Below are 12,962 nucleotides of genomic sequence, written 5' to 3' on the forward strand. Positions count from 1 at the left end.
AGTGGCGAAAGGGTTTCAACTGTCGGGACGGCAAAAAGCGGCCATTCTACTCATTACGCTAGGACCGGATGTATCCGCGCAAGTGTTCAAGCATTTGAGGGACGACGAGATCGAGCAGCTAACGCTTGAGATCGCGAACGTTCGTAAAGTCGACAGCGCGGAGAAAGAACAAATATTAAGCGAGTTCCATCAAATCTGCGTCGCGCAGGAGTATTTGACCCAAGGCGGTATCACGTACGCCAAAGAGATTCTGGAGAAGGCGCTCGGTTCGACGAAGGCGCTGGACATTCTGAACCGGCTTACCGCGACGCTTCAAGTTCGTCCGTTCGACTTCGCCCGCAAGGCGGAGCCGACCCAGATCTTGAACTTCATCCAGAACGAGAACTCGCAGACGATCGCTCTCGTCCTCTCGTATTTGCAGCCGGACCAGTCATCGGCCGTTCTCTCCTCGCTTCCTCAAGAGAAGCAAGCGGACGTCGCGAGAAGGATCGCGCTCATGGACAGCACGTCTCCGGAAGTCATCGCGCAAGTCGAACGAGTCCTGGAGCAGAAGCTATCCGCGACCGTCACGCAGGACTACACGAACGCGGGCGGCATCGAAGCGATCGTACAGATCCTGAACGGCGTAGACCGCGGAACGGAGCGTACGATTCTCGATTCCCTGGAGATTCAAGATCCGGAGCTCGCGGAGGAAATCAAGAAGCGGATGTTCGTGTTCGAGGACATCGTCAACCTGGACAACCGCTCGATCCAGCGGATCATCCGCGACATCGAGAACGCCGACCTGCAGCTGGCGCTCAAGGTGGCGAGCGAAGAGGTCCGCGAGGCGATCTTCCGGAACATGTCGAAACGGATGTCCGAGACGTTCAAGGAAGAGATGGAATACATGGGGCCTGTTCGTCTGCGCGACGTCGAAGAAGCGCAGACGCGCATCGTAGCGACGATTCGCAAACTGGAAGAATCAGGAGAGATCATCATCGCTCGCGGCGGAGGAGACGATATTATTGTCTAATCTGATCAAATCCTCTCATGTCGTCTCGTTGGAAGATTTAAAAAAGGTAGAAATCATGCAGAAACTCGCCGTCGCTCCGCAAAATATTTCGCGTTCCGACGGCGTTTCCGAAGGAAATCAGAAACCGGATGTCGAAACACAATCGTTGAAAGACCGTATCCTGTCGGATGCCGAAGACGCCGCGCAGGCGATCATCGCCGGCGCGATGGAAGAAGCAGAGCGGATTCGGGCCCAAGCGAGGCAAGACGCCGACTCTTGGTGGCAATCCCGCAGAGAAGAAGACGATCAATACCGCGAAGAAGTTGCAAAACAAGGCTACGAAGAAGGATATCTCGCGGGGACGGAGGACGCAGCCAAGTCGCTCGCCATGGAGTGGGACGGACGCATGCAGGAAGCGCAGGCGATCGTTACCCAGGCCTACGCCACGAAGGAATCCGTCATTGCGGAAGCGGAAAGGTTCGCGGTCGAGCTTAGCTGTTCGATTGCGGAGAAGATTCTGGTTCAAGAATTGACCGAGGCTCCCGAGCTTGCTATCAAGCTGTTCGGACAAGCGCTATCCAGAAGAAAAGAGCAAGGCGTAATCGTGCTATGCGTGTCCCCTAAGCAGTTTGCATTCGTGCAGGCGGCGAAGGAGGAATTGGTCGCCAGCATCGATTCGCAAGCAGAGCTGCAGATCGTTCCCGACGCTTCGGTGTCGGAAGGCGGTTGCATCGTCCGTTCGGCGTTCGGCAGCATCGACGCGAGAGTGGATACGCAGCTGGAAGCGATCAAGCAGCAGCTTCTGAGAATCGCCGACCATTCCGCCGAGGAGGGAGCACCTGATGAAGCTCCTTGATTCGCACCGTTATACGGACGCGCTTAGGCACATGGATCCGGTGAGGGTGAACGGCAAGGTGATGCAAGTCATCGGCCTTACCGTCGAGTCGGAAGGTCCCGACGCCAGCATCGGGGACGTATGCACGATCCATCCGATGAAGGGCGGCTCCCCGGTCCTCGCGGAAGTCGTAGGTTTCCGGAACAACCGAGTCCTGCTCATGCCGCTTGGCGAGCTGTATTCGATCGGTCCCGGCTGCGACGTCGTCGCGACGGGCGGCCCGCTGACCGTTCAAGTAGGCTCCGAGCTGCTAGGCAAAGTGCTGGACGGTCTGGGAAGGCCATTGGACGGATCGCGATTGCCGGTTCGGATGTCGCATCATTCGACGCAGAATGCGCCCGGCAATCCGCTTATGCGCCCGAGAGTCACGCAACCGCTGGGCATCGGGGTTCGCGCGATCGACGGCTTGCTGACCGTCGGACAAGGCCAGCGCGTCGGCATTTTCGCAGGCTCGGGCGTCGGCAAGAGCACGCTGCTCGGGATGGTCGCCCGCAATACGTCGGCGGACGTCAACGTGATCGCGCTAGTCGGCGAACGTGGACGCGAAGTGCTCGAGTTCATCGAGAGGGACCTTGGTCCGGAAGGACTTGCCCGTTCCGTCGTGATCGTCGCGACGTCCGATCAACCGGCGCTTGTCCGGATGAAAGGAGCGCTGATCGCGACTACGATCGCCGAATACTTCCGGGACCGCGGACTGAACGTGATGCTGATGATGGACTCCGTAACGCGCTACGCGATGGCGCTACGCGAAGTCGGGCTGGCGATCGGCGAGCCGCCGGCGACCCGGGGGTATACTCCGTCGGTATTCGCCGCGCTGCCGAAGTTGCTAGAACGAGCGGGGACGGGTCCTACAGGTTCGATTACCGCGTTCTACACGGTACTCGTCGACGGCGACGACATGAATGAGCCGATCGCGGACGCGGTTAGGGGCATCCTCGACGGACATATCGTGCTTCATCGCAACTTGGCGAATAAAGGCCATTTTCCAGCTATCGACGTTCTGTCGAGCGTTAGCCGCGTCATGAAGGATATCGTCACACGGGACCAGCAAACGGCCGCCGAAGAGCTGAAACGATTGCTTGCGGTGTACCGCGACGCGGAGGATTTAATCAATATCGGCGCTTATCAGAAAGGGTCCAACCCCGAAATCGATAAAGCGATCCAATATATCGACTTAATACGCGCCTTCACGCAACAGCGCACGGACGAGAAAATTACGCTGGAGGAAGCGCAGGAGAGACTGCTCATCGACTTCTTCAAGCGGTAGCAGGTTTGATGGATTCCTACTCTGATTGACGCGGGAGATGACCGTAACCGATCATGCGTTTCAATTATCCGTTGCAAAAAATCGTCGATCTGAAGGGCAGCGAGAAGTCGATGGCGGAATGGGAATATGCCGCTTCGCTCAGCAAGCTCAGGCAAGAGGAAGAAAAAATGTCGGACCTCGTGAACGAGCGCGCCGAAGTCGAGCAGTCGCTCGAAGGAATGACCGCTCAGCCTACGCCGCTGTCTCGCATCACGGAACTGCAGCAATACATAGAGGTTTTGGACGACAGAATCAGAAGACAAAGCGAAGACGTCCGATCGGCCGCTATGGAAGTCGAATATCGGCAAAGACGGCTTACGGGCAAGATGATCGACGAGAAAGTATGGCTCAACGCAAGGGAACACGCTCTTGAACGCTTCAAGCTTGCGTGGCTGAGCCGGGAGCAGAACGAACTTGACGAGATTGCGATCGTTCGCGCAGGCAACGCGCTGCGCGCATAAGGCAAGTAATCCAACCTCGAATGCAAAGGAGGGAGAAACGTGGCGAGCGCAGACGTCGAGAAGGAAAGTTACAGCGGGTTCGAACGGTTTCTCTTCTTCATAACCCCTGTATTGTTCACCGCGGTGCTGCTTGGCGTGCTGCTCCTGATGTTCAATAAGGAGTGGCGCGACGCGGCGCTTGAGATCGGCAATAAAATTCCGGTCGTTAAATCGATCGTTCCGGATCCCGCGAACCCGTCCGAGACGGCAACGCCGGCAAGCGACGAGGAATTGACGGTTAACAACGCCAAAGACAAGATCGCGGAGCTTAACGCGCTATTAACGGATCGGGACAATGCGTTGAAGCAAGCGACCGATCAAGCGCAGGAAGACGCCAAAAAAATCGAGAGCATGCAAGCCGAACTCGATTCGTTGAAGCAGGAATCCGCGGAAAAGACGGTTTCGACCGAGGAATACGCAGCTAAAATATCCTCGCTTGCGGATATGTACGCGAAGATGTCGCCAAGCAAAGCCGGACCGATTCTCGAAAGCATGACCGTCGAAGAAGCGGCGCTCGTGCTCGGAGCGATGACGACGGATCAACGCGGCAAAGTGCTCGAACGCATGACTCCGAGAGTAGCTGCCGAAGTCACGATCAAGCTGAAGGACTCCGATAAGGTGAGCGATCGCGAGATCGCGGCTCTGCAGTCCCGCATCGACGAGCTGGAGATCGGCGCAGGAGCGGAAGCATCAACATTGGATACGACCGAGCTGAATCGGACGTTCTCGGCGATGGCGCCGGACAAGGCAGCCGATCTGCTGCTTCAAATGGCCTCCACGAGTCAGAGCAAGGCGCTCCGTATTCTAGGCGTCCTGGATAACAACTCGCGCTCCTCGATATTGGCGGCCATGACGGACAAAGACAAGAAGACGACGGTTGCTTTAATCGGCAAGCTGATGCCGGTAAATCCATAGATCTTTACTCCGAAGACCATGCATGGCTAACGCTAATGAAAGGAGGTGAGAACAAGATGAACATGTCGATTACGACTGCGCCTAAAGCAACAATCGCCGCGCCGGGAGCCTCCCAAGCGGGAGCCGCGAACGGAGCAAGCGGCAACGCCTTCGCCGGCGCGCTATTCGGCGCGATGAACGGTTCCGGCGAGAACGCTGCGGTCGGCAACGCGATTATGCCGGTCGGACTAGTCGCTCTGCTTGGCCAATTGGGAATTACCCAGTCGGAAGGGCAGCCGGACGAATTGCTGGCGATACTCGCGAAGCTAGTGGAGCAGCTTGGCCAATTGGAGCAGGACGGACAATTGCAAAGTGACAATAACGATCAGCTTGCTGCGTTGTTGGTCGCTTTCCAAGGCATCCTGCAGCAGATCGAGATCGCTCAACCTTCGACCGGGACGCCTGCTCAGGAAGATTCGGTTTCCCTGCTCGATTCGGAGGCTTCTCCGGACGCCCGAACGACGAGCCAGATGCTCTTCGCCGCATTAAAGACGACGCTTCAGCAAGTATCGGACGCGCTGACGCGCAATCCAGAGTTGCTGAAACAGTCTCCGGCGTTGTTCGGTGAACTGCAGATGCTGGTTAAGACGCTGAACGATCAGGTCGGGACAAGCGCAGGCGCGACTGCCGATCAGCTTCAAACGGTTGACGACCAAACTAAGATTGCCGTAACTCGCGATCCGAAGCTCGAAGCAGCAGGAACAACGTCCTCCAAGGAAGCAACGAATCAAGCCATGACGGTTTCGGTCGACAATAAGACCGCCGCACCGGCTCTGAGAGATCCCGTGTGGAAGTTTCAAGTCGTCAAACCCGGAGGCGAGAACGTATCCGCTGACGGTCTTGCCGCTAACGTAGCCCCTGTCCTATCCGGAGAGGAGACCGCAGGAACGGAAAGCCAACCGGCTTGGACGTTCTTGAGCCAAGACGCGAAAGCCGCCGCGGAAGCAGCGCAAGCGAAAGCCGCAATGCCGGCTCAAGTTCCGGTACAGCAATTCGCCGAGCAGATGCAGAAATTCATGGTTAAGCAATTCATGCTGACGCAGGGCAACGGAACGACGGAGGCAAGACTGACGCTGACGCCGGAACATCTCGGCCAAGTCGATATCCGCATCATCATGCAGAACGGACAGTTGACCGCGCAGTTTATGACAGACAACGTCATGGCGCGCGAACTGCTCGAGAACCAAATGTCTCAGCTTAGATCGTCGCTGAGCGCGCAAGGCTTGCAGGTCGATCGTCTGGAAGTCGTGCAACAACCGTCGAACGCGAATACGACGTCGCTCCTTAACCAGGATGGCCGCCAGAACGGCTTTGCCGGCAACGGAAACGGCTCGAACAATCGCGGCGATAACGGAACGTACGAAGACAAGGTCGATTTCGAAGACGAGCTAGCGCGCACATCGACGCTACGGGAAGCCGGTTACGGCAGCTCGCTGAATGTCACGGCGTAACGCGGATAGAAGGAGGTGAAGCCAGTGGCAGACGGAGCAGTAGGCACGACTAACGTATGGCCGTATTACGCGGCAAGCAACGTGCAGAAGGCAGCCAGGACGCCGACGAAAGAACTCGGCAAAGATCAATTTCTGCAAATTCTCGTCACCCAATTGCGTAACCAAGACCCGATGCAGCCGCTTCAGGACAAAGAGTTCATCGCGCAGATGGCGCAGTTTTCCTCGCTGGAGCAAATGATGAACGTGTCCAAGGAAATGACCGCGCTACGGCAATCGGCAGGAATGGCTGCCGGATTGATCGGAACCGAAATTTCCTGGGTGAACACGACGGAGAACGGAGAGGTGACGAACCACTCGGGTGTCGTGGATTCTATCGTATGGCGCGACGGCTTGCAATACGCGAAGGTACAGAATTTAGAGGTTAAAGTCGCCGATATTCTTTCCATTACGTATCCGAGAGCAAGCGAAGGCGAATCGGGGGTGGATGGAAGTGACTGACCGGATCACCGCTCACCAGTTTACGACGGGACGAACCGGACCGCTTCAAAGCCATTCTAACATCATTCGCAATCCAGCCGGCGCTAACGGCAACGTCTCGTTCAAGGAATTGCTCGAGAGGCAACAGCTGAAGTTCAGTTCTCACGCGCAGCAGCGTCTGCAGCAGAGAGGAATCGAGCTTATGCCAGAGCAATTGAACAAAATCGCGAACGCAGTCGATCAAGCGGCAGCCAAAGGCGCGCGGGATTCGCTCGTTCTGTTCAAAGACATCGCGATGATCGTGAGCGTTCCGAACCGTACGGTCGTTACGGCCATGGACGGCAGCTCGATGCAAGAGCACGTGTTCACTCAGATCGACAGCGCGGTAGTCGTAAGCTAAGCAAGCATCAGGGCCGGTCCTATCTGAAGGAAGCCCTTGGCCGCGGACCGATTGAAGCGGCCTCATCCAAACAATGCGGGAGGTAGGCATTACATGTTGCGTTCTATGTATTCCGGCGTATCCGGTATGCGCGGTTTCCAAGCGAAGCTTGACGTCATCGGCAACAATATCGCCAACGTCAATACGACGGGTTTCAAGGCTGGACGCGTTATGTTCAAAGATATTCTCAGCCAGTCGATGTCCGGCATCACGGCTCCGGTCGAAGGCACGTCCGGCGGCGTTAACGCCAAGCAAGTCGGCCTCGGCGTCGCGATCGCTTCCATCGATACGATCCATACGCCGGGCAGCGCGATGACGACGAACGTTCCGACCGATTTGCGTATCGACGGCGACGGATTTTTCGTTGTCACGCCAACGGGAGACGGCGACGGTCCGCAATACTTGACTCGCGCGGGCAACTTCACGATCGACGCGAGCCGCCAGCTCGTTAACGCCGACGGGATGTTTGTCCTAGGAGCGGACGGCGCTCCGATCATTCTCGACGAGACGGTAACGGCGTTCTCGATCGGACAAGACGGCAGACTCACCACGGTTGACGAGACCGGACTAGCAACGCCAACGGACATACAGATCGGCGTCGTCAAAGTCGTTAACCCGGGCGGTCTCGAGAAAGTCGGCGGCAACCTGTACATCGTAACGCCGAACGCGATGCCTGACGGAGAATTCGAGATCAGCACGGCGGCGAACGCGGAGCTCGGCACGGGCGCGATCATCTCCGGCCAGCTCGAGATGTCGAACGTCGACCTGACGAGCGAGTTCACCGAGATGATCGTTGCGCAACGCGGATTCCAAGCGAACTCTCGCATCATCACGACGTCCGACGAAGTACTGCAAGAAGTCGTTAACCTGAAACGCTAATTGAGAGTCTGAATTTCTGAATTTCTGCCCCGGGAGAGCTTCTCGGCTCTCCCCAGGCAGCTTGGAGGCCCAATGTTATGATTCTCGTAACGCGGCTTAACGGCACGAAACTCCACGTTAACGCGCTATTGATCGAAACCGTGGAAGAAATGCCCGACACGCTGATCACGCTTACTACAGGCAAGAAATACATTGTCACCGAAAATTCTTCGGACGTAATCCGGGCTATCCGGCATTACTTACGCAGCATAGGCGTGTTAGCGGCGGTAACAAGCAAAGCGGACACGCAATCGGAGGGAGCTTCGTCATGAAAAAACTGTTGCCTTGGCTCGTATCGCTATTACTTGCGATCACACTTATCGCGATCGCCGGAATCTACTTCTGGTCAACCTTGGATAAGGACGATAAGAATGCCGATCCTGACCAAAAGGCGAAGGAAAGCGTCGAGCAAGTACAAGCCGAACCGCCGATGTCTGCGGATGAAATGCTTAAGGTTACTTCCGAATTAACCGATATTAAGACGAATTTGTCGGACTTGGATCACGTAGCAATGCTCGACCTTGCTTTCACTCTGGATACCCCGGACGCGAAGGAAGAGTTCGATAAAATCAAGACGATCAAGATCCAGCCCATCGTCATTCGTGCCCTGAGCGCCATGTCCCCGGACGAAATCATCGACGCGAAAGGCAAAGACCAATTGACAGCCAGCCTGATCAATTCGATTAACGCCGTCCTATCGGAAGGCAAGTTAACGAAGGTGGATATTACGAATTTCATGATCGCGCTGATCTAATAGGATATTTCAGTCATCGATAGAAAGGGGTGAGAGTTGTGGTTGACGTTCTGTCACAAAATGAGATAGACGCGCTATTAGCGGCGCTATCCTCAGGCGAAATGGATGCGGAAGAGCTTAAAAAGGAAGAAACGCAGAAGAAGGTTCGCGTGTACGACTTCAAACGCGCGATGCGCTTCTCCAAGGATCACCTTCGCAGCTTAACGAGAATCCACGAAAATTTCGCGCGTTTCTTGACGACGTATTTTTCAGCCCAGCTGCGGACATTCGTTCAGATCAGCGTAGTACAGGTCGAACAGCTTCCTTACGATGAATTCATCCGCTCCATCCCGAAGATGACCGTGCTTAATATTTTCGAGGCGGAACCTTTGGAAGGGCGCATGGTACTCGAGGTTCACCCGAACGTCGCTTTCGCGATGCTCGATCGATTGCTCGGCGGTGCCGGTTCGGCGCCTTCGAAGATCGGCAGCTTGACGGAGATCGAGACGATCATCATGGAAAAAATATTCAGCCGGGCTTTCGAAAGCTTGCAGGAGGCGTGGCGAACGATCATCGATTTGCAACCTCGGATGGAAGCGCTCGAGACGAATCCGCAGTTCATGCAAATCGTGTCTCCGAACGAGACGATCGCCCTCATCTCGCTCAGTACGAAGATCGGCGATACGACGGGGATGATCAACCTGTGTATTCCCCATATCGTCATCGAACCGATCATGTCCAGGTTGTCCGTGCACCATTGGTTCGTCAACCAGAAGAAGACGCGCGCGCCGGAAGAGCAAGAATTGCTCGAACAACGGGTCAGCAAAGCCAAGCTTCCGATTATCGCGGAACTCGGCACTTCGCGGATATCCGTCAGAGAGTTTCTGAGTCTCTCCGTCGGAGATGTCATTGCGCTTCATAAACCGACCGGCGAAGGCCTCGAAGTAAAGGTCGGAGACAAGGTTAAATTTATTGCCAGCCCAGGTACCGTGCGCGATAAGATGGCGATTCAAGTAGAAGAGATCGTCAGCGAAGGAGTGGAAGAGATCAATGACGAGTAAAGATTATTTGTCGCAAGAGGAGATCGACGCGCTATTGCGCCAATCTTCCGGCGGAGGAGACGAAGGTTCGTCTTTCGAGGAAAGTTCCGGATCGGGCTTGATGACGATCGACGACTACTTGTCGCCGCTCGAGCAAGACGCGCTTGGCGAAATCGGCAATATTACGTTCGGCAGCGCGGCGACAGCCCTTTCCACGCTGCTTGGCCGGAAGGTCGATATTACGACGCCTACCGTGTCCGCGATCGCCAAAGAACAATTCGAAGAAGAGTTTCCCAAGCCTCATGTAGCCGTTCACGTGAGATATGTCGACGGTTTCGAGGGCATCAATTCGCTAGTCATTAAATCTCACGACGCGCAAGTGATCGCGGATTTGATGTTAGGCGGGGACGGCAACGTCACTTCGGAAGAGCTGAACGAAATTCACATTAGCGCCGTGCAGGAAGCGATGAACCAGATGATGGGTTCGTCCGCGACTTCCATGTCCACGATCTTTAACCGGCTCGTGAATATCTCTCCTCCGGGTATCGATATCCTCGATGTGCGCAACAACTCCGGTGTCAGCAGCCTGCCTACCGAAGAAGTGTACGTCAAAATTTCGTTCCGATTGAAAATCGGCGATTTGATCGATTCTTCCATTATGCAGTTGCTTGCGGTACCTTTCGCGAAGGAGCTTGTTCGTTCCCTGATGGGAGACAGCGAGCCAGCGCCGGCGGCTGCGCCAGCGCAGCCAGCGGTCACGCACGCGCCGCCGCCGGCACAGCCTGCATACGTCGCGCCGGAACCGCCGCAGCCAGCTCCGGCGTACGCCCAATCGCCGCCTCCGGTGCACCAAGCGCCTCCGATGTACCAGGAACCGCCGGCAGCCTACATGCCGCCGCAACCTGCTTCCCCGCAGACGTTCGGCACTTCGGCGAATCGGAACGTCAACGTGAACCCTGTGCAATTCGCCAGCTTCCAAGGCGGCGGATACGCGCAGACCGACGAAACGAATCTCAATCTGCTGCTCGATATTCCTCTTAAAGTGACGGTCGAGCTAGGCCGTACGAAAAAGCAGATCAAGGAGATTTTGGAGCTGTCCCAAGGATCGATTATCGAACTGGACAAGCTGGCGGGCGAACCTGTAGACATCTTAGTGAACAACAAATTGATCGCCAAAGGCGAGGTTGTCGTCATTGACGAAAACTTCGGCGTTCGGGTAACCGACATCGTCAGCCAATGGGATCGCGTCCAAAAAATCCAATAAGCACACCGGGAGGAAAAAGAAATGGCAAACCGCATTCTTATCGTAGACGACGCAGCATTCATGCGCATGATGATTCGCGACATTTTGACGAAGAATGGTTACGAGGTAGTTGGGGAAGCACAAGACGGATCGCAAGCGGTCGAAAAGTATAAAGAGCTTCATCCCGATCTCGTGACGATGGACATCACGATGCCGGAGATGGACGGCATCGCGGCGTTGAAAGAAATCCGCAAAATGGATTCCAACGCCAAAATCATCATGTGTTCCGCAATGGGTCAACAAGCGATGGTTATCGATGCGATTCAAGCAGGCGCGAAAGATTTCATCGTTAAGCCTTTCCAAGCCGATCGCGTTATCGAGGCCATCAAGAAAACTTTGAGCTAAGTCAGGAGCGTTGAGTATCGATGCGAGGATTTCGTCTGTCGGAAGATACCCTGAAGGCGGGCTCATCATGGGATTTGATCTGGGTACTGTTCGTCCTGGGCATCATCGTCGGGCTGATCGTTCTCTCGCTAAGATTTCTCGGGAAGCGAAATCGCGGGTGGTGGATGAACCGCTCGCTCCGTTCGTTAGGGGGTCTGACGTTAGGCACGAACAAGTCGGTGCAGATCGTCGAATGGAACGGACGGATCTACGTGCTCGGCATCGGCGATGACGTCACTTTGCTGGAGTCGATTACCGATACGGACATGGTGGCCGCATTGCTTGCGGACCACGATATGACCGAGCAAGCGAAAGCGTATCCGTTACCCCCATGGCTGCGCAAGTGGACCGGACGCAACAATACGCAAGGCGAACAAGATTCCGATTCGTCAGCTCCTGCCTCGAGTCCCTTCGAGAAAACGCTTGAGAACCGGCTCCGCGAGCTTACGGAGAGAAGGCAGCGCGTAGAGAAGCTGATGGAAGAACGCCGCGCCGAAGATCGGACGGATGAGTAATGAATAAAAAACTGCTTTATAGCTTTAGTGCCATCATGACCGTCATGCTTGCCGCAAGCCATACGGCTTTCGCGGAGGGTAGCATCGGTATTGATGTGAATCTGGGTGACGGGAACGGGGAAGTAGGGGCATCGGCGATATCGCTGTTGCTGCTCATAACGGTACTGAGTCTGGCTCCGGCCATTCTCGTTCTAATGACCAGTTTCACCCGAATCGTTATCGTACTCGGCTTCGTGCGAACTTCGCTCGGAACGCAAATGATGCCTCCGAACCAGGTATTGATCGGTCTAGCTTTGTTCATGACGCTGTTCATTATGGCGCCGACGCTCTCTCAAGTGAACGAACAAGCGCTTCAGCCTTACTTGAAAGGCGAAATTACACAGACCGTCGCGCTGGAAAAAGCGGCCGACCCGATGAAAGCTTTCATGTACAAGCATACCCGTCCTAAAGACCTGTTGCTGTTCATGGATTACACGCAAGCGGAGAAGCCCGCAACTTATAAGGACATTCCGATTACGGTACTCGTTCCGGCGTACGCGATCAGCGAGCTGAAGACGGCGTTCCAGATGGGATTCATGATCTTCGTCCCGTTCCTCATCATCGATATGGTGGTAGCCAGTACGCTTATGGCGATGGGGATGATGATGCTTCCGCCCGTAATGATTTCCTTGCCATTCAAAATCTTGCTCTTCGTGCTCGTCGACGGTTGGTATTTGATCGTGAAGTCGCTGTTGGCCAGCTTTAGCGCATGATAGGTAAAGAATCGTTAAGAGGAGGAGCGCGATGAGCACCGAATTCGTGATCGGCCTTGCCGGCCAAGCGATGTATACCGTACTGAAAATAAGCGCGCCGATGCTCGGAATCGGCCTGATCGTCGGTCTGCTCGTCAGTATTTTTCAAGCGACGACGCATATCCAAGAGCAGACGCTTGCGTTCATACCCAAAATTATAGCCGTGTTCGTGGCGATTCTGGTTTTCGGTCCATGGATTCTTAATATCATGATCGATTTCACCAGCAATCTGCTAGGCAACTTGGCGAATTACATCGGGTGATGC

The 12,962-nt window shown here is 55.3% G+C and carries 17 protein-coding genes; all 17 read left to right on the forward strand.

What is annotated here, in order from left to right; translation table 11 throughout:
- The first annotated feature begins 1 nt into the window (after window position 1).
- The 17 genes from fliG to fliQ all read left to right on the forward strand — a co-directional run bounded on the left by fliG (window position 2) and on the right by fliQ (window position 12,959).
- Window positions 2–1,012, forward strand: a complete 1,011-nt coding sequence (gene fliG, locus COHPA_RS0100870) for a flagellar motor switch protein FliG (RefSeq protein WP_027084300.1) — start codon at window positions 2–4, stop codon at window positions 1,010–1,012.
- Window positions 1,005–1,847: a FliH/SctL family protein gene (locus COHPA_RS0100875; RefSeq protein WP_027084301.1), complete on the forward strand. Its 843-nt coding sequence runs from the start codon at window positions 1,005–1,007 to the stop codon at window positions 1,845–1,847. The genes fliG and COHPA_RS0100875 overlap by 8 nt, the downstream gene beginning before the upstream one ends.
- Window positions 1,834–3,153, forward strand: a complete 1,320-nt coding sequence (fliI, locus tag COHPA_RS0100880; protein WP_027084302.1) for a flagellar protein export ATPase FliI — start codon at window positions 1,834–1,836, stop codon at window positions 3,151–3,153. Before COHPA_RS0100875 ends, fliI begins: the two co-directional genes overlap by 14 nt.
- 53 nt (window positions 3,154–3,206) lie before the next feature.
- Complete coding sequence (gene fliJ, locus COHPA_RS0100885; protein WP_027084303.1) at window positions 3,207–3,653, forward strand: flagellar export protein FliJ; 447 nt, start codon at window positions 3,207–3,209, stop codon at window positions 3,651–3,653.
- Window positions 3,654–3,692: 39 nt separating this feature from the next.
- Window positions 3,693–4,607, forward strand: a complete 915-nt coding sequence (locus COHPA_RS0100890; RefSeq protein ID WP_027084304.1) for a MotE family protein — start codon at window positions 3,693–3,695, stop codon at window positions 4,605–4,607.
- Window positions 4,608–4,663: 56 nt separating this feature from the next.
- Entirely contained in the window at window positions 4,664–6,097 is a 1,434-nt protein-coding gene (locus COHPA_RS0100895; protein WP_027084305.1) for a flagellar hook-length control protein FliK, read from the forward strand.
- A gap of 24 nt (window positions 6,098–6,121) precedes the next feature.
- On the forward strand, window positions 6,122–6,595 hold the full coding sequence (locus COHPA_RS0100900) for a flagellar hook capping FlgD N-terminal domain-containing protein (RefSeq protein WP_027084306.1): 474 nt from the start codon (window positions 6,122–6,124) through the stop codon (window positions 6,593–6,595).
- A complete protein-coding gene (locus COHPA_RS0100905) occupies window positions 6,588–6,974 on the forward strand; it encodes a TIGR02530 family flagellar biosynthesis protein (protein ID WP_035119823.1) in 387 nt (128 codons plus the stop codon). The genes COHPA_RS0100900 and COHPA_RS0100905 overlap by 8 nt, the downstream gene beginning before the upstream one ends.
- Before the next feature lie 93 nt (window positions 6,975–7,067).
- Window positions 7,068–7,892 (forward strand): flagellar basal body rod protein FlgG, encoded by an 825-nt coding sequence (gene flgG, locus COHPA_RS0100910; protein ID WP_027084308.1) that lies wholly within the window; start codon window positions 7,068–7,070, stop codon window positions 7,890–7,892.
- A gap of 77 nt (window positions 7,893–7,969) precedes the next feature.
- A complete protein-coding gene (locus COHPA_RS0100915; protein WP_027084309.1) occupies window positions 7,970–8,203 on the forward strand; it encodes a flagellar FlbD family protein in 234 nt (77 codons plus the stop codon).
- Entirely contained in the window at window positions 8,200–8,685 is a 486-nt protein-coding gene (locus COHPA_RS0100920; protein ID WP_027084310.1) for a flagellar basal body-associated FliL family protein, read from the forward strand. Before COHPA_RS0100915 ends, COHPA_RS0100920 begins: the two co-directional genes overlap by 4 nt.
- Window positions 8,686–8,723: 38 nt before the next feature.
- Window positions 8,724–9,725: a flagellar motor switch protein FliM gene (gene fliM / locus COHPA_RS0100925; protein WP_035119314.1), complete on the forward strand. Its 1,002-nt coding sequence runs from the start codon at window positions 8,724–8,726 to the stop codon at window positions 9,723–9,725.
- A complete protein-coding gene (gene fliY / locus COHPA_RS0100930) occupies window positions 9,715–10,968 on the forward strand; it encodes a flagellar motor switch phosphatase FliY (protein WP_027084312.1) in 1,254 nt (417 codons plus the stop codon). The genes fliM and fliY overlap by 11 nt, the downstream gene beginning before the upstream one ends.
- A gap of 21 nt (window positions 10,969–10,989) precedes the next feature.
- Complete coding sequence (locus tag COHPA_RS0100935; protein ID WP_027084313.1) at window positions 10,990–11,352, forward strand: response regulator; 363 nt, start codon at window positions 10,990–10,992, stop codon at window positions 11,350–11,352.
- A 20-nt stretch (window positions 11,353–11,372) separates the two neighbouring features.
- Entirely contained in the window at window positions 11,373–11,906 is a 534-nt protein-coding gene (locus COHPA_RS0100940) for a flagellar biosynthetic protein FliO (RefSeq protein ID WP_027084314.1), read from the forward strand.
- Window positions 11,906–12,658: a flagellar type III secretion system pore protein FliP gene (gene fliP, locus COHPA_RS0100945; protein WP_027084315.1), complete on the forward strand. Its 753-nt coding sequence runs from the start codon at window positions 11,906–11,908 to the stop codon at window positions 12,656–12,658. The genes COHPA_RS0100940 and fliP overlap by 1 nt, the downstream gene beginning before the upstream one ends.
- A gap of 31 nt (window positions 12,659–12,689) precedes the next feature.
- Window positions 12,690–12,959, forward strand: a complete 270-nt coding sequence (gene fliQ, locus COHPA_RS0100950; protein WP_027084316.1) for a flagellar biosynthesis protein FliQ — start codon at window positions 12,690–12,692, stop codon at window positions 12,957–12,959.
- Window positions 12,960–12,962 lie beyond the last annotated feature (3 nt).

The sequence above is a fragment of the Cohnella panacarvi Gsoil 349 genome, assembly GCF_000515335.1.
Taxonomy (GTDB): domain Bacteria; phylum Bacillota; class Bacilli; order Paenibacillales; family Paenibacillaceae; genus Cohnella; species Cohnella panacarvi.